The sequence below is a fragment of the Actinoplanes sp. NPDC089786 genome, assembly GCF_040684855.1.
Lineage (GTDB): Bacteria > Actinomycetota > Actinomycetes > Mycobacteriales > Micromonosporaceae > Actinoplanes.
Map to the genome: position 1 here is coordinate 130,495 of NZ_JBFBGU010000023.1, position 16,852 is coordinate 147,346.

Below are 16,852 nucleotides of genomic sequence, written 5' to 3' on the forward strand. Positions count from 1 at the left end.
CGTCTCGGAATTCTCTTCGGCAGCACCCGAGCCGCTCTACAGCGTTTCGGTGACGAACCTCAAGCTCAGCCCGGCCCGGCCGAATCTGTGGCGAGGAACGACAACGGACGAGGGGCGGACTGATGCGGGCAGGCTGGATGCGGCGCAGGGCGGTGGCGCGTACCGCCATCGCCGCGCTCGCGGCCGGTCTCACCCTGCTCGCCGCCCTCGCCGTCTTCAGCGCCCGCAACACCGCCCAGGCCATCACCGGGATCGCCGGAGCGGAACAGGTCACCCAGCAGTGGGGCCAGGTCTACCTGCGGATCGGCATCGAGTACGAGCAGCTGGTCGACTTCGTCCGGGCGGACAGCGAGGTCGGCCGTGGCCCGCTGATCTCCTCGATCGGGTCGGCCGAGGAGAACCTGCGCTGGCTGAACGCCAACGGCGGCCCGTCCGACTCGTTCCAGGCGCAGACGCTGCAGAACACCTACGGCGGGTACAGCTACACGCTGCGGGACCTGGTCGACGCCCAGGCCGAGGGCGACCGCGCGCGGATGGAGGACGACGCCAAGAAGGCCGCGCTGAGCGCTTCGGCGCTGCGTAAGCAGGCGTCGGTGAACATCGCGCGGAACAACCTCGAGACGAGCGGCCTCCTCCTCGAGACGCAGCTGGACAACCGTCGGGTGCTGCTGGCGGTGGAGATCATCTCGGTGATCGACCTGCTGCTGGTGGTGTTCTGCGCGCTGGTCCTGGTCGCGTACCAGCGCAGCACCGAGCGGCAGGCCCGAGAGAGCCGGTACCAGGCCATGCACGACAGCCTGACCGGCGTGGCCAACCGCAGCCTGCTGGTCGAACGGCTGGACCAAGCGGTGGCCACCGGCGGCGGCACCGGACTGTTGCTGCTCGACCTGGACCACTTCAAGGAGGTCAACGACACGCTCGGCCACCTGGTCGGCGACCGGCTGATCCAGGAGGTGGCGGCCCGGCTGACCGAGTCGGCGCGGGCCGATGACACGGTCGCCCGGCTCGGCGGCGACGAGTTCGCCGTGGTCCTGCCGGACATCGGCACGACCGACGACCTGATGCGGGTGGGCCGGCGCATCCTGGACGCGCTGTGCCGCCCGGCCGACCTGGACGGCTTCGTCGTCGACGTCAGCGCGAGCATGGGCGCCGCGCTCTACCCGGCGCCCAGCGACAGCACCACCGACCTCATGCGGCACGCCGACGTCGCCATGTACACGGCCAAGCGCGGCCGGCTCGGCGTCGCCCTCTACGACCCCAAGCACGACGGCAACACCACCGAGAAGCTGACCGCCGGGGCCGAACTGCGCAACGCCATCGAGCACGGCGAGCTCGAGGTCCACTACCAGCCCAAGGTACGGGTGAGCGACCGCACGCCGTCCGGGGTCGAGGCCCTGGTCCGCTGGCGGCACCCGGCCCGCGGCCTGCTCGGCCCGGACGCGTTCATCCCGGTGGCCGAGCAGAACGGCCTGATCCGGCCGCTCACCGACGTGGTGCTGACCGCCGCGCTGGAGCAGCTGCGGACCTGGCGGACGGCCGGCCTGACCCTGCCGGTCGCGGTCAACGCGGGCGCCGACTGCCTGCACGACGCCGGCTTCCCTGCGCACGTCCGGGCCCTGATGGACCGGTACGACGCCGGCCCCGGCGAGCTGACCATCGAGATCACCGAGAGCATGGTGATCACCGACCCGGAGCGCGCCGCGACCATCCTGGCCGAGCTGCGCGCGATCGGCGTCCGGGTGTCCATCGACGACTTCGGCACCGGCTACTCGTCGATGAGCTACCTCCAGCAGATGCCCCTGGACGAGCTGAAGATCGACCGCCGGTTCACCGCCCGGATCGAGCAGGAGGGCAGCGGCCGGGCCATCGTGGCCGCGATCGCCGACCTGGCCCACGCCTGCGGCCTGCACGTGGTGGTCGAAGGCGTCGAGCACGAGGAGACGGTCGCGATCCTGGACGAGATCGGCTGCGAGGCGGCCCAGGGATACCTCTTCTGCCGTCCGATGCCGGCCGACGAGATCACCGCCTGGGCCCTCGCGCCGGTCTGACCGTTCGCCGGGAACCAGCTCTCGGTCACTTTCCGCACCTCCGCCTCGGGCAGGGTCGCCGCCCGGTCCTCGACGGTGAGGTGGAGGCCGCCGGCCGATCACGCTCTTCGGCGTGGTCTCGCAGGGCGCTCCTATGAGGGCGTCACCACGGCGCGTAGTCTGATCACGTGAGTCAGCCGGTCCCGATCGGACCCTTCGGTGAGATGCTGACGCCGGCCGAGCGCCAGGAGCTCCTCACACTGTCCCGCCCGACCAGCTATCGGCGTGGCGAGGTGCTGTTCCGCGAGGACGACGTGACCAAGCACGCCATCCTCATCGACCGCGGCTCGGTCAAGATCGTGCGCCGCCGGCCGGACGGCGCCGACCTGATCCTCGCGGTGCGGGGCGCCAACGATCTGATCGGCGAGATGGCCGCCATCGACGGCTCCCCGCGTTCGGCCGGCGCCGTCGCCGTGGGCCAGGTCGACGCCTACGTCATCGAGGCGCAGACCTTCGAATCGTTCGTCCGGTCGCACGACAACGTCGGCTGGATGCTCATCCGGTCGATGGCCGAGCGGCAGCGCGACGCCGACCAGCGCCGGCTCGACCAGGTGTCCGCCTCGGTCGCCCACCGCGTGGCGGTCGAGCTGCTGGACATGGCCGACCGCGACGTGGCGCTCGAGCCGGACGGCTTCGTGCTGTCACAGACCGAGCTGGCCGAGACCGTGGGCGCCACCCGCGAGGCGGTGTCCAAGGCGCTCGGCGAGCTGCGCCGGCGAGGCGCGATCGAGACGTCCCGCCGTCGCATGAAGATCCTCGACCGTGCCAAATTGGTATTCTGACTCCCCCACACCGGTACTTTTTCACTCTCGTCCCTGAACTTCCGCTACGCTCTGTGAATGACACAGTGTCCGGAAAGGGGGTGATCATGTGGGATCCCGGGTCCTCGGCATCGCCAGGACACAACTGGTCATCCTGACCAGGCGCTTGCACGGGCGGCTCATCAGAACCGTCCTGCGCAGCGAGCCTTCGCGGGCCGTGACCCTGGTCGCCTTCGACATCGTCGGGTTCGGCAAACGCCAGTCCGACGAGCAGGCTCGGGTACGCCGCCGGCTCTTCGCCACCGCCAACCTGATCAAGAACCGGCTCGGCGGCCGGCTCGCCTACGGCGTTCTCGACCGTGGCGACGGCGTGCTGGTGGTGCTGCCGACCAGCGTCGACCCGCTCCACCTGCTTGGTGAGGTGCTGCCCGACGTGGCCGAGTCGATCGACGACGACAACCGCGTGAGCGGCGGCGACACGATGATCCTCAGGTGCGTGATTCACAAGGGAGAAGCGGAACGCGACCGCTGGGGCTGGGTCGGGCAGGACGTGAACCTGGTGTTCCGCCTCCTCGACTCGCGAACCCTGCGGCTGCGGCGCAAGGAGCGGGGCCGGCGGTCACCGGTGACCGTCGCCCTCTCGGAGGCGATCTATCGCGACGCCTGCGAGCGCCTCGGCGACCGGACGGCGCTGGAGAACGAGATCGGGAAGAGGTGGCACGACTCGCTCGAGAAACACCTCTTCCGGGTGAAGGACTTCAAGCAACACGCCTGGGTCGCGTCGGTCGGCGCCCCGTCCCACTGAGGGGCCCGGCACAAATGTGCGGCCCGCGTCTTGCAGGACGCGGACCGCGGGTCACGAATACGCTCCGGCACAAGGAACATGTCATGACTAAACGCAGGCTACCCCGCAAGGACCCCGAGCACAGCACCCAGAACCTATTCGACCTGCGGCTTTTCGTGCTCGTCACGGTCGCCGGCATGATCACCTGGCTGGCCTTCACCCGGCCGGCGCTGGCCACCGCGATCGGCGTGGGACTGGGCACCCTCTACGCCCTGCACCGCATGGTCGGCCGCTAGGTGGCGCATCGAGAGCGACCCGCGTTCTGCTCACGCAGAAGCGGGTCGCGATCAAAACGGGGTGGGGCGGACGTTGCACCATGCGAACCGCCCCACGCTGGTCGCCGGTGATCCGCTGAAGGGACCTGCGCTAGCATTGCTATCAACGCCGAGTGACGAGGAGATGCGGCAATGGCAGCCCTCAGCATCCGAGACCTGGACGACTCAGTCAAAGAGAAGCTGCGTCTCCGAGCCGCCCGGCACGGCCGGTCCATGGAGGCCGAGATCCGCCTGATCCTCACCGCGGCCGCCACCGAAGACGAACGCCCCCGAACCGACCTCTTCAGCGCGCTGACCGAGCGGTTCGGACAGCTCGGCGGAGTCGAACTCGACGTCCCGGCCCGGACCACCCCACCCCGAGCGGCGGACTTCAGCGAGTGATGATCGTCCTCGACACCAACGTCGTCTCGGAACTCATGCGTGCCACACCCGCTCCGGCCGTGCTTGCCTGGCTCCAGCAAACGTCCACCACCGGTCTCTACACCACGTCGGTCACAGTCGCTGAGATCCGCTACGGCATCGCGCGGCTATCAGATGGCCGCCGCAAGCACGACCTGCACCAGTCAGCCGACGAGATCTTCGCCGCCTTCCCCCGCCAGGTCCTGCCCTTCGACCTCGCTGCCGCCACGGCCTACGCCGACCTGGTCGCCGGCCGGGAAGCGGACGGCATCCCGATCAGCGGATTCGACGGCCAGATCGCCGCCATCTGCCGATCGCAGGTCGCGACCCTCGCCACCCGCAACACCAAGGACTTCGCCGACACCAAAATCTCCCTCATCGACCCTTGGCAGCAGACAACCGCGTGACGCCACCAGCTTCGACTCTCGCAACCACAGCAAGAACACGGCTCCCCGCCGGTGCGGTTCGCGCAATGCCTCAACCGACCGGAACGGCCGCGCAGGTCAGCGAATAGGTGGAGCTGAGGGGACTCGAACCACTTCAGGCATCCGTAAGGCACGGGCCGCGGGCACCACAGCGGCGACGGCTCTAATCCTGGCCTCAGGTTGATCGGGGAGAGTGAGCGGCAAAAGCATCGACTGGAGGAGGCGGGCCGGGGTGCGGATCATGATCGCCGACGATGACGCGGCCATCCGTGAGTCGTTGGAGCGGGTGCTTCAGGTCGAGGGTTACGACACCAGCACCGTCGCCAACGGTCTCGCCGTGCTCGACGGGGTCGGTGGGGCCGGCGGTGACACGCTGGATCTGCTGATCCTCGACGTGATGATGCCCCGCCTCGGCGGGTTGGAGACCTGCCGGCGGTTGCGGGCGGCGGATCGGGATCTGCCGGTGCTGATGCTGACCGCCCGGGATCAGGTCTCCGACCGGGTCGCGGGGCTGGACGCGGGCGCCGACGACTATCTGCCCAAGCCGTTCGCCACCGAGGAGTTGCTGGCCCGGGTGCGGGCCCTGCTGCGCCGGCGCACGCCGACCGACGGGGAGCCGCAGATCCTGTCGTTCGCCGATGTCCGGCTCGATCCTGACCGGTTCGAGGCGTGGCGGGGCGGGCGGCCGCTGCGCCTGACCCGGACCGAGTTCTCCCTGCTGCAGGTCCTCGTGCGCAACGCGACCCGGGTCTTGACCCGCGACGCGCTGTTCGAGGCGATCTGGGGCTTCGACATGAGCACCACCGCCAACAACCTCCAGGTGTACGTGAGCTACCTGCGCCGCAAGATGGAGGCCGAGGGTGAGCCGCGATTGATCTACACGCTGCGCGGTCTGGGATACACGTTGCGGGAGACTCCTCCGTGAGCCGGCACGCCCGCCGGGAACCGCGCCGGCTGACCCGATGGTGGCGCCGGCGGTCCCTGCGGACCAGGCTGACGGTGATCGCGGCGACGGCCATCGCGGTCAGCGTGTTCGTGGCCTTCCAGGTGGCCAGCGAGCTACTGGACTGGCAGCTGCAGGACACCGTCGAAAATCAGCTACGCGCCGACTCCCGCGTCCTGGCGACGAACGCGGAGCGCGCCGGTCCGGCGCAGGTCGAGCTACCGCCGTATCCCGGATCCGGTCGGCTGGTGCGGGTCATCCTGCCCGACGGCTCGACCCGGACGCCGGCCGGCCAACCCCCGCTACCCCCGGTCAGCGAGCACGCCGGGCGCGTGGCGCAGGGCGCGTCGGCTGACCTGATGGAGTCGGGCGACAGCGACGACGACGGCTACCTCATCTACACCCTCCGGGCGGGCGACGGCGCGGTCCAGGTGGCCCGCGTCGCCGACGACAGCCCGGTCAACCAGTTCGGGTTCGGCATGCTGCTGATCGGGCTGCTCTGCGTGGCCGGCGGCGCCCTGGTCGGGCGGACCGTGGCGCGGACCGGGCTGGCGCCGATCGACCGGCTGACCGCCGCCGCGGTCCGTGTCGCGCACACCCAGGATCTCGACGCCGACATCCCGGACGAGGGCGGTGGGGAGATTCGGCGGCTGATCCAGTCGATCAACGACATGCTCGCCGCGCTCCGGGACTCCCGGCGGGCCCAGCGGCTGCTCGCCGAGGACGCCGCTCACGAGCTCAAGACCCCGCTCACCAGCCTGCGCCTCAACATCGAGCTGCTGATCCGGCTCGATCGGCGCGGCACCCTGGACAGCGCGTTGCCGGCCGAGAGCCGGACCCGGCTGCTCAACGATCTCGGCGCCCAGGTGGCCGAGTTGAGCACCCTCGCCGCCGAGTTGACCGACCTGGCCCGCGGTGACGTCAGCGACGAGAGCACCGAGGTGCTCGACCTCGCCGACGTGGTGGTGACCGCCGCGACCCAGGCGCGTTCCCGCGTGCCCGACATCGAGGTCGCGCTCGACGTGACCTCCGTGTGGGTGAGCGGGCGTCCCGCCGCGCTCCAGCGGGCGGTGCTCAACCTGATCGACAACGCCGGCAAGTGGTCCCCCGCCGACCAGCCGGTCCAGGTCCGGCTCCGTGCCGAGGGCGCGTCGGCGGTGCTCGAGGTCGACGACGCCGGGCCGGGCATCGACGCCGCCGACGTACCGCGGGTGTTCGACCGGTTCTACCGGGCCGACAGCGCCCGGGCGTTGCCGGGATCCGGTCTGGGGCTGTCGATCGTGCAGCGGGTCGTCGACGCCCACGGCGGCCGGGCCACCGTCGCCCGCTCCGCACGCGGTGGCGCGCTGCTTCGGGTCGACCTTCCGGCCGCGGGCCCGCCCGCCCCGATCGCGCGGCTCACCGCTGGGGAGGACACCGCGGCGCGCTGACGCGCCCCGGCGGCACGGCGCAGGACCAGAGACGGCGGCCCTCGGGCATGGCCCCGCGCGGCTCAGGACCAGAGGCGGTGGCTATAAGAGATCCGGGACGGGCCTGGGTCCCCGTCCCGGATCTCGGCTCACCGTTGCAGCGCGAGTTCCTCGTCGTCGGCGAGCGACTGTTGCCCCTTCGGCGGCTCCGTCGTCGGACGGGACAGCCGGCTCGGCCACCAGATCCGCCGGCCGATCAGCAGGGTGAGGGCGGGCACCAGGACCGATCGCACCAGCAGGGCGTCGAGCAGCACGCCGAAGGCGACCAGGAACCCGACCTCGATCAGCATCACCAGCGGAAGTGTGGCGAGGACGGCGAACGTGGCCGCCAGGACCAGGCCGGCCGAGGTGATGACGCCACCGGTGGCCGAGAGGGCTTTGAGCATTCCCTCTCTGGTGCCGAGGCGCACGGTCTCCTCCCGGGCCCGGCTGGCCAGGAAGATGTTGTAGTCGACGCCGAGCGCCACCAGGAACATGAATGCCAGCAGCGGCACCGAGTAGTCGACACCCTTGAACCCGAGGATCGTGTCGAAGATGAACACGCTGCCGCCGAAGGCTGCGGCGAACGAGACGATCACGGTGGCCATCAGGACCAGCGGGGCCACGACCGCGCGCAACAGCAGCCCGAGGACGATCAGGACGACGGCGAGCACCAGCGGGATCACCAGCTTCTCGTCGCGGCTGGTGGTCACCTCGGTGTCGAGGTTCTCCGCGCTCGGCCCGCCGACGATCGCCTCCGCCCCGTTCACGGCCTGCACAGCGGTGCGTACCCGCTTGATCGTGTCGTACTCGGCGACGGTGTCCGGCGCGTCCGTGGGAAACACGGAGATGTCGGCCCAGCCACCGCTGGTCTGACCCGGGATGGCCACGGCCACACCGCTGGTGCGCTTGACGATATCGAGCACCCGCTCCTGGTACGCCGGCCGCGCGAAGATCGTCATCGGCTGGCCGCCGAGCTCCGGGAAGTGCTGGCGGAGAACGGTGAAGCCGGTGACCGACTCCGGCGCGGACAGGAACTGGTCCTGCTCCCGCAGGGCGCCGGTGTTGCCCGCCAGCCCGATGGCGAACACGCCGAGGACTCCGAGCGAGGCGAGCGTCGCCACCCACCGGCGGCGGCTGATGGCGGCCCCAAGCCGTCCCCACAGCCCCGGCTTCTCCTCCACGGCCGTGCTGAACCGCGGGATGGCGGGCCAGAAGATCCGCCGGCCGAGCACCACGAGCACCGCCGGGAACAGCGTCAGCATGGCCACCAGCGCGCACAGGATGCCGGCCGCACCGATCGGGCCCAACCCGCTGGTGCTGTTCAGGTCTGCGACGAGCAGGCAGAGCAGGCCGGCGACCACGGTGGCCGCGGACGCGACGATGGCCGGCGCCGCGCCGCGTAGCGCGTGGACCATCGCGACCCGGACGTTCTGGTGGTGGTGCAGCGTCTCCCGATATCGAGCGATGAGCAGCAGCGCGTAGTCCGTGCCGACGCCGAACACCAGGATCGTCAGCAGCGCCGAGTTCTGGTCGTTGATCACGATGCCGAAGCCCTTGACGAGCAGGTAGACGGTCGCCATCGCGGTCAGTGCGGCCGCGCCCACGGCCACCAGCGGGATGACCCACAACACCGGGCTGCGGGGCGGTCCTTCGCGGCGTCACGCAATGGGCCGACGATGGCCTCCGGTGCGCCGTTGGTCGTGCTCACGTCGAGGGTGAACATCATCGCCTGGCCGTCGGTGGAGGGTCTCGTCGGTGGGCCCTCGTCGTCCTCGCCGGCCGGGGCCGCCACCTTCGGCGGGTACCGCTTGGCAAGGGTGTTGTAGTGGCGCTCGACCGTCGCGCGGTCGGCGTCGGTCATGCCGCCGGCGCGGTGGTACACGAAGACGAACGTGTTGTCCTCACCGCCGGGGAGGCTGTCTTCCAGTACCGCGACCTTGGTGGACTCGGCGGTGGCCGGCAGGGTGTCCACGGCGCGGTCGGTGGTGACCGAGCTCAACTTTCCGCTCAGCGGCACCATGACCGCCGCCAGCGCCACCCACAGGCCAATCACCAACCACGGCACCCACCGGCCGGCCAGCCGACCGGGCGGCGTTTCCCCGGACGGCGCTGCGTTGACTGCCATTCACTGGCCTCCTACATACGGGTTACATCGCTTTCGGACGCCTACTTCGTACCGAGCGAATCTGAGACGACCGTTAATCGGCGCTCAGGCCGGTTGGCCGAACCAGGCGCCCGGCGCACGCACCGGCGTGGTGGCGTCGAGGTCCTGCCCGGTGGTGTCGAACGGCGCTCCGGAGAGTCGCACCGTGGTACCACCTCCCTCCCAGGATGACCACCGTGGTACGACGAAACGGGACGGAATCGGGCCTAGCGTTCAGGTTATGAGGAAACCTGACAGTCCACGGTGGAGGTTCGGGGCGGCCACCATGGCGCTGGCGACGGCGTTCGCTGTCGCCGCCTGCGGGTCGAACGCCGACAACAGTGCGGCGCCCGCCACGGCCGGCCCGCACAGCGCGCACGCGGGCGGGTCGTCGGCTCCACCGCAGCCGCTGCGCGCCGGCGAGCGGTTCGCCGACCTGAAGATGCCCGAGGCATACACGCCCGCGCCGCCGGCGGGCGGCGGCACGGACGAGTACCGGTGCCAGGTGATCGATCCGGGCCTGACCAAGGCGCAGTTCCTGACCGGGACCCAGGTCATGCCGGAGAACCTCGACATCGCGCACCACGCCATCGTGTACGCGGTGCGGCCGGACAAAGCTGCCCTGGTGCGCGCGCAGGACGCGAAGGTCCCCGGCCCCGGCTGGCAGTGTTTCGGCGGGACCGGCGTGAAGGGCGCCGACGTGGAGGACGACGAACCGGGCGCGACGTGGGTGGACACCTGGACTCCGGGCGCCACGGAGACCCTGTTCACCCAGGACATCGGCTTCAAGCTGGAGCCGGGCACCCTGATCATCTTCCAGATGCACTACAACCTGTTGACGACCGACGGCAAGCCGGCCGGGCCGGACCGCTCCGCGGTGCGGCTGCGGCTGACCGACGGCACGCCGCAGACCCGGGAACTCGACACCTTCCCGCTCGACGCGCCGACCGACCTGCCCTGCCTCCCCGACGAGTCGGGCCCGCTCTGCGACCGGGCGGCCTCGATCGCGGACGTCACGAAGCGGTTCGGGGCGGAGACCGGCGAAACCGCGGATCGTCAGGTGGAGGAGTGCGGCCAGAGCGCGCCGAAGCCCGGTAACACCCAGACCTGCGACCACGAGGTGGAGGAGCCGATGACGCTGTTCGCCGGTTTCGGGCACATGCACTGGCTAGGGCGGGCCATCAAGGTCGAACTCAACCCGGGCAAGCCGAACGCCAAGGTCGTGCTCGACGTGCCCCAGTTCGACTTCGACAACCAGCGGCTGCAGAAGCTGCCGTCGCCGGTGGACATCGGCCCCGGCGACACGTTGCGGGTAACCTGCACGCACGACGCGGGGCTGCGCAAACAGCTGCCGCAGCTGCGCAAGCTGCCGCCGCGCTACGTGGTGTGGGGCGACGGCACCAGCGACGAGATGTGCGCGGGCATCATGACGGTTTCTCCCCGCAAGTCCTGACGAAGCGCGAACGTGTGTGAGCTCACTGAGGTCAACAAGGCGAAAGCCAGCTCTGAGCTCACACACGGTAACGCAAGCGGATCGGTGCGGCTGGGAACTACGGTCGAGCCCCCGACAGACGCGCGAGATGAAGCGCTAGATCGGCCGGGTGAGTCTCAGGTCGTAGGCGAGGATGACGGCCCGGATCCGGTCCCGTGCGCCGATCTTGGCGAGGACCCGCCCGACGTGGGTCTTCACCGTCGACTCCGACAGCGTGAACCGTTGCGCGATCTCGCCGTTGGTGAGGCCGTGGCCGATGGCGACGAGGATCTGGCGCTCGCGGCCGGTCAGGGAGTCCAGCCGGGGATCCTCCCGCACGGGCTCGCAGGGGTCATCCTCGAGCCGGTCGGCGAACGCGTCGAGCAGCCGCCGAGTCAGCGCCGGCGCGATCACCGCGTCCCCGGCGGCGACGGCCCGGATGCCGGCGAGCAGCTCCTCCGGGCGGATGTCCTTGAGCAGGAAACCGCTCGCCCCGGCCCGCAGCGCGGCGAGCACGTACCGGTCCACGTCGAACGTCGTCAGCACCAGGATCCGCGAACGCCCACCGGCGGCGACGATGCGCCGGGTGGCCTCGATCCCGTCGACGCCCGGCATGCGGATGTCCATCAGCACCACGTCGGGATGCAGCTCGGTGATCCGCCGAACGGCCTCGGCGCCGTTCTCGGCCTCGCCGACGATCTCGGTGTCGGGGGTGCTCTCCAGCAGCATGCGAAACCCGAAGCGCTGCAGCGGCTGGGCGTCCACCACGAGCACAGAGATCATGAACGGCTGCCTTTCAGGGGGTCGTGCCGCCGTAGAGCGCGGCGCGGCGCGTTCGGCCATGCCGGCGAGGCCGAGACCCGCGTCGCCGGCGAGGCCTACTTCATACCGAGCGAACCTGAGACGACTGTTAAACGGCGCTCAGGGTTAGAGATGATCATGGCCGGAGTGATCTCGGCCACTCAATCTCGGCCGTCGGGTCGGGCCGCCAGCCCCCCGCGAGAGCTTCATCCAGAAGCAGGTTTCCCCAGCTCAAGGCGTTCACCGCACATACTGGGCACCAAAAAATTCGCACCGCCCAACTGGAAAGTTGAACGGTGCGTTTTCCTTGCTCAAAATGGGTGGGGCGGACGTTGCACCATGCGAACCGCCCTACGCTGGTCGCCGGTGATCCACTGAAGGGCCGTCTGACCAGTTCACGTGGCAGGCGAATGCCGACCCGAACCTGCTGATAGCACGCTGTCGACGCTCGCGGGTGATACGAAAGCCGACGGCCACCCCAAAGCTGGGGTGGCCGTCGCTGGTCCAGTTAAGTTGTTGCTGCGCGAGGGATGTCAGAGCCGTTGCCGCTCATCCCCGATCGCACTGCGGACGGCTTCCGCCCAGGCGTCGACCTCATCGCCGTCCCAGATGGGGCCTTGATGCAACTCCGCTGCGGGCTCCGGGAAACCCTCGACTGCCCAGATTCGCAGGCCGACTTCATGACTGCCGTAGAACCTGGGCGCGCTTCGACTTGGTTCGCATCGGGCTCTTCCTTGTTCCTCATGTTCCTCCCTCTCACCTGCCGTTGTCAGGCGGCCGGATGTCCAGGGGTCAAGCGACCGTCGGACGTCCTCCAAGGTATCCATCTTGTATCTGCTTGTCTACGTTGCTAGTGCTACGTATCGCCTTGTAGCTGCCGATAGGTAGACGTGGCAGCAGCTCTAACGTCGCCCTCATGAGTAAGTCCGCGCGTTCTCTCCGCCACGACGGACCGGTGGCGGTTTATGTCCAGATCGCGGACTACATCGAAGCGGACATCAAGGCAGGCACGCTCCAACCTCACGACCGCATCCCCACCGAAGGCGACATGCACGCCGAGTGGGGCGTAGCCCGCACGACAGCACGCCGAGCGGTCGCGCTCCTGCGCGAACGAGGCTTGGTCTACACCGTGGAGAAGCGCGGCACTTTCGTCTCCCCGCCATGACGCCCGCTCGCCGGCGTCCACGCATGGCCCCCATGTACGGACGCGAGGCACTCCAAACGGCTGCAACGAGTGGCGGGTTCTGCGGTGCGGTACGCGTCTGCCCTGATGGTGAGTGATTGGTGAAAAGTCTGACCAGCGCGCCCGGATTGCTGCAAATGGATATGGACGTAAATGATGCTTTCCGGGCAACCAGGTGCTCTATATTGAGGAAATGTCACACGAGGACGATCACCCTGCCATCATTCAAGGGACACCCCTGAGCGAGCGCGTTGAAGCCACCGAGCAATTTGCGGAAATTGCGGAAAGACTGCTTCGTGTCGGCGACCTCAAATGGTCTGAAGTCGAAGCCGATTATCGCACCTTGGCCTTTAATGACGCACTCCGCCGACAGCTCGAGAGTATCAATTCTGCCGTATTGCTATGCCGAAATGGCCTGGGACATCTAAGTGTAGCCTTTGTACGGGCGTCTCTAGAAGACGTGATGTATCTTGGCTTCTTCTGTGAGCTTGAACTCGCCGAGTCCCAGGAGCTATTCCTGACGCTTGGTAAGTGGGACGCGATTAGATCGTTGTTGGCCCAGCGAAGCTATGTCGGCGACGAAGTGACGGCAAAACTCTGGTATCCCATACCTTCCTGGACGCTGCCGCGCTTGAGCGCGAGCAGGTCAAGAAACATCTAAAACTGCTGCAGCAAAGATACCGTTGGTCGGGCGGCCTTCTCCCCTCCGGCGACTGGGTTGCTGAGCGCGCTAATCAGCGAGAGCTTTATGATTACCTTCATGCGGCCACCAGCCGCGCTCTTCATTTCTCTGCTGGCGAAACGCTTCGCCGGGGTTGGGGTCACCCACTCGGGGCGATTGTCACAGATAAGCGCGAATTTCGCGAGCACCTAGCGTCTTTCGCTCTTGATCAACTATGGCGCCTTTACTCAGAGACCTGGAAGGTGGCGATTCCTTTCCTGGAATCAGCGGGGGTCGAGAGCGACGAGGCGTTAAGTTGGGACGAAATGCAGCCGGTACTTGACCGACTCCTCGCATGCGGAAAAGTTCCGCTGGTGCATTCGCACGAGTGGAACCTGACACCTAGTGGACCACTGAACCTCGAGTCGAGCCCCGAGGAGCAATGAATACGGGCCGCGTAGGTTACCGGGACGAGGAACATGCCACGCCGCACGCAACTCAAGAACAATGCTCGCTAGGAAGCATGCCGCATCTTCTGCCCCCAGAACACAGAAATAGGAATTGCGTTTTACGACTGAGTGGCGCACAAGAGGCCGACCTATATCCGAGTGTTGAGCTACGTTCATCGTGAGGCATCGTTTTCACCTTCGAACGGGTTGCTCACTTGGCCGAGGAAACGGGCGAGGTCGCCGAACAGGTCAACATCTGGGCAGGGACCGGACTCAAACGGCAGAAGCACGGTGAATTCGACCCGCGGGAACTGGCCGCGGAACTCTCCGACGTCATGCGAGTCGCCGTCGGCATCGCCTTGGAGTTCGACATCGTCGACCTGCTCGGCGACCACATCCGACACCGGCATTCTCGTGCCGCCGAAGACACCGACAGCGCCTAAGCGTGCCACTGCTGCTGGGTGACTCCGGGCGACCGTCAGCGACCCCTGCCAGCCAACGGTGTCCTTCGCAGTTGCGCTCCGCTGCAGTGGCCGTCCCTGAGTTGACATCCCGTCACACGCGGAAAGGGTGAATCACCAATGAGAATTGGTTACAGCTTCTGGGGGTTCCTCGGCAACGGCATCACCGATACCCCTGACGGTGGCCGCAGCCACCGCCGCCCTTTCATCGACGCCCTCACCGGTCGGGGACACGACATCGTGTTCCTGCAAGCCGACCGCGACCGTCTCGAAGCCGGCGACGACCTCGGCGGCTCCTACACCTTCCACGCAGGCGTTCCGGAGATCGACCTGCTCTTCCTGGAGTGGCGCTGGCCCATCCCCGGCCGTAACACCACCGAGTGCGGAGCCGACGGCCATACCTGTGACCTGCACCGCCAGACCCAGCTTCTCGACCACTACACCGCGCGACTCGAGACACTCACCGTGATTTGGGACAAGGACCGCACCCTGCCGACCGACAGCGCGTGGCGCCGCAACGCGCACACCCTGGTCTGCGAGGCCGCCCTCACGCCGACCCCCGGTGCGCAGGTCCTGCTCTTCCCCGTCGCCGAGGAGCTCCTAACCCAGGCCGACCCCGCCGCCCTCGCCGCCCAGCCCCGTGACCTGGCGCTCGCCTACGTCGGCAACCAGTACGACCGCGACGAACCCTTCGATCGGTTCTTCGCACCTGCCGCCAACAGAGTCGAGCACCTAGTCGCGGGAAAGTGGACGAAAACCGACCGGTGGCCGAACGTCCGCTTCGTCGGCCGGATCCCCTTCGAAACCGTCACCAGCGTCTACGGCCGGGCCCTGGCCACGGTGCTGCTGCTGCCCCATCGGTATGCCGCCGCGGGACAGATGACCCAGCGCATCTTCGAGGCCGTGCTTGCCGGGTGCCTGCCCATGGCCCCGGTGGACGTCCGCTAAGCGGACCGGTTCGTGGCGAAGGAGCTCATTGTGCGTTCCAGCCAGGACGTGATCGAGCGGGTGACCTACCTTCGCGAAATCGCCGGAACCCAGCAGCATGCCGATCTGATCGCCACGTCCTTGGATCGGTTGGGTTGGTTCGGCCTTAACCGGCAAGTCGAGGCCTTGGACGGCGCAATACACCGACTCTTGCGAACCGGTAAGGCCGCGCAGGCAACTAGCCCTGGCCCTTCAGTAAGGGCAGCCGGTAGTAAGCCCCGGGAAACGCGAAAGTGCCTTCTGATCTGGAACGATGGGACTTGTCTAGGGTTCCATCTGTCCATCACCGGAAGGCACTCTCAAGGTGCAGAGTACCGGCACGCGTCCGAAGGTTGTTGTCACTGGTGGTGCTCGGGGTGTGGTCGGCCATGCCGGCACCCGGCTGCTCACCGATCTCGCTGATAGGACGGGGTTGACCAGCGGGTTCGTTCAATCGCTCGGGTTAGACGGGGTGCGCCGGCCGGCGCATGAGCCGGGCCGGGTCGCGGTCGATCTGGCGGTGCTGCTGGCTGACGGCGGCGAAGCCATCAGTGATCTGGCGGTGTTGCGGCAGCAGCCTGGCCTGTTCGGGCCGGTGGCCTCGGATCCGACCGCGTGGCGAGTCCTCGACTCGATTGATGAGCCGGCCCTGCAACGGTTGCGGGCTGCGCGCGCCGCCGCGCGGGAGTTGGCCTGGGCCCAGCTGCTGGAGACACGCAGGTCGCTGCCCGCCACCACGGTGCTCGGCCAAGCGCTGCCCGGGTTCGTCCTGGACATCGACGCGACGATCGTGCTTGCGCATTCAGAGAAGGAATCGGCGGCGGCGACCTGGAAGGCCTCGTTCGGCTACCACCCGCTGTTGTGCTTCCTCGACGCCACCGGTGAAGCTCTGGCCGGGATACTGCGACCGGGCAACGCCGGCAGCAACACGGCCGCCGATCACATGACCGTCCTGGGTCACGCCCTCGATCAGATTCCCGAGCCACAGCGATACGGCAATGCGATCCTCATCCGCAGCGACTCCGCGGGCAGCAGTCACGAATTCCTCGCCCACATTCGCGGTCTGCGCCAGCAGGGCATGGACACCGAGTTCTCCGTCGGTGTCGCGATCACCAAACCCGTCCGGGCCGCGATCACCGACGCCTGCGACTGGGTGGCGGCGGTCGACGGCGACGGCAGCCTGCGCGACGGCGCGGAAATCGTCGAACTGACTGACCTGATCGATCCGGGCCTGCTGGCCTGCTTCCCGGCCGGCAGCCGGCTGATCTGCCGCCGGGAACGCCCGCACCCCGGCGCGCAACTCTCCCTGTTCGACACGATCAACGGGATGCGTCACCAGGTGTTCGCCACCGACACACCGGTCGGTGGCGGCTCGATTCAGTTCCTCGAGGTCCGGCACCGCTGCCACGCCCGCGTTGAGGACCGCATCCGCACCGGCAAGAGCACCGGCTTCGGCCGATTTCCCTCCCGGAAGTTCCACATCAACCAAGCCTGGCTTGAGCTCGCCCTGACCGGCATCGACCTGCTCTGCT

General features: G+C 68.2%; 17 protein-coding genes. 14 read left to right on the forward strand and 3 right to left on the reverse strand.

What is annotated here, in order from left to right; genetic code table 11:
• The first annotated feature begins 137 nt into the window (after positions 1–137).
• The 8 genes from AB0O15_RS39815 (at position 138) to AB0O15_RS39850 (ending at position 7,164) form a co-directional block, all read left to right on the forward strand.
• Positions 138–2,048, forward strand: coding sequence for an EAL domain-containing protein (locus AB0O15_RS39815; RefSeq protein WP_364330484.1), 1,911 nt, complete (start codon positions 138–140; stop codon positions 2,046–2,048).
• Between the two features lie 167 nt (positions 2,049–2,215).
• Positions 2,216–2,869 (forward strand): Crp/Fnr family transcriptional regulator, encoded by a 654-nt coding sequence (locus AB0O15_RS39820; protein ID WP_364330486.1) that lies wholly within the window; start codon positions 2,216–2,218, stop codon positions 2,867–2,869.
• Positions 2,870–2,957: 88 nt separating this feature from the next.
• Complete coding sequence (locus AB0O15_RS39825; protein ID WP_364330487.1) at positions 2,958–3,653, forward strand: hypothetical protein; 696 nt, start codon at positions 2,958–2,960, stop codon at positions 3,651–3,653.
• A gap of 83 nt (positions 3,654–3,736) precedes the next feature.
• Positions 3,737–3,928 (forward strand): hypothetical protein, encoded by a 192-nt coding sequence (locus tag AB0O15_RS39830; RefSeq protein WP_364330490.1) that lies wholly within the window; start codon positions 3,737–3,739, stop codon positions 3,926–3,928.
• A 171-nt stretch (positions 3,929–4,099) separates the two neighbouring features.
• A complete protein-coding gene (locus AB0O15_RS39835) occupies positions 4,100–4,348 on the forward strand; it encodes an Arc family DNA-binding protein (protein WP_285690544.1) in 249 nt (82 codons plus the stop codon).
• A complete protein-coding gene (locus AB0O15_RS39840; RefSeq protein WP_364330533.1) occupies positions 4,348–4,773 on the forward strand; it encodes a type II toxin-antitoxin system VapC family toxin in 426 nt (141 codons plus the stop codon). Before AB0O15_RS39835 ends, AB0O15_RS39840 begins: the two co-directional genes overlap by 1 nt.
• A 259-nt stretch (positions 4,774–5,032) precedes the next feature.
• Positions 5,033–5,716 carry a response regulator transcription factor gene (locus tag AB0O15_RS39845; RefSeq protein ID WP_364330493.1) on the forward strand — a complete coding sequence of 228 codons (684 nt, stop codon included), beginning with the start codon at positions 5,033–5,035 and terminating at the stop codon, positions 5,714–5,716.
• Positions 5,713–7,164 (forward strand): ATP-binding protein, encoded by a 1,452-nt coding sequence (locus AB0O15_RS39850; protein WP_364330496.1) that lies wholly within the window; start codon positions 5,713–5,715, stop codon positions 7,162–7,164. The genes AB0O15_RS39845 and AB0O15_RS39850 overlap by 4 nt, the downstream gene beginning before the upstream one ends.
• A gap of 128 nt (positions 7,165–7,292) precedes the next feature.
• Here the strand turns inward: AB0O15_RS39850 and AB0O15_RS39855 are convergent, their stop codons facing one another.
• Both AB0O15_RS39855 and AB0O15_RS39860 read right to left on the reverse strand, forming a co-directional pair.
• Complete coding sequence (locus AB0O15_RS39855; protein ID WP_364330499.1) at positions 7,293–8,816, reverse strand: MMPL family transporter; 1,524 nt, start codon at positions 8,814–8,816, stop codon at positions 7,293–7,295.
• Positions 8,771–9,310 (reverse strand): hypothetical protein, encoded by a 540-nt coding sequence (locus AB0O15_RS39860; RefSeq protein ID WP_364330502.1) that lies wholly within the window; start codon positions 9,308–9,310, stop codon positions 8,771–8,773. Before AB0O15_RS39860 ends, AB0O15_RS39855 begins: the two co-directional genes overlap by 46 nt.
• Positions 9,311–9,569: 259 nt before the next feature.
• On the opposite strand from AB0O15_RS39860, the gene AB0O15_RS39865 reads away from it, so the two are divergent.
• A complete protein-coding gene (locus AB0O15_RS39865; RefSeq protein WP_364330505.1) occupies positions 9,570–10,781 on the forward strand; it encodes a monooxygenase in 1,212 nt (403 codons plus the stop codon).
• 135 nt (positions 10,782–10,916) lie between these two features.
• Here AB0O15_RS39865 and AB0O15_RS39870 read toward each other — a convergent pair whose 3' ends face one another.
• The gene (locus tag AB0O15_RS39870; protein WP_364330508.1) at positions 10,917–11,582 is read right to left on the reverse strand and encodes a response regulator transcription factor; all 666 of its coding nucleotides are present in this window, start codon (positions 11,580–11,582) and stop codon (positions 10,917–10,919) included.
• A 934-nt stretch (positions 11,583–12,516) separates the two neighbouring features.
• Between AB0O15_RS39870 and AB0O15_RS39875 the strand changes: the two genes are divergently transcribed.
• From AB0O15_RS39875 to AB0O15_RS39895, 5 genes are all read left to right on the forward strand, one after another.
• Positions 12,517–12,765: a winged helix-turn-helix domain-containing protein gene (locus tag AB0O15_RS39875; RefSeq protein WP_130510866.1), complete on the forward strand. Its 249-nt coding sequence runs from the start codon at positions 12,517–12,519 to the stop codon at positions 12,763–12,765.
• A gap of 211 nt (positions 12,766–12,976) precedes the next feature.
• On the forward strand, positions 12,977–13,444 hold the full coding sequence (locus AB0O15_RS39880) for a hypothetical protein (protein ID WP_364330511.1): 468 nt from the start codon (positions 12,977–12,979) through the stop codon (positions 13,442–13,444).
• 664 nt (positions 13,445–14,108) lie between these two features.
• Entirely contained in the window at positions 14,109–14,336 is a 228-nt protein-coding gene (locus tag AB0O15_RS39885; protein ID WP_364330514.1) for a hypothetical protein, read from the forward strand.
• 258 nt (positions 14,337–14,594) lie between these two features.
• Positions 14,595–15,302, forward strand: coding sequence for a hypothetical protein (locus AB0O15_RS39890; RefSeq protein WP_364330517.1), 708 nt, complete (start codon positions 14,595–14,597; stop codon positions 15,300–15,302).
• A gap of 313 nt (positions 15,303–15,615) precedes the next feature.
• On the forward strand, positions 15,616–16,852 hold a 1,237-nt coding region (locus AB0O15_RS39895), incomplete at its 3' end, for an IS1380 family transposase (RefSeq protein WP_364330536.1).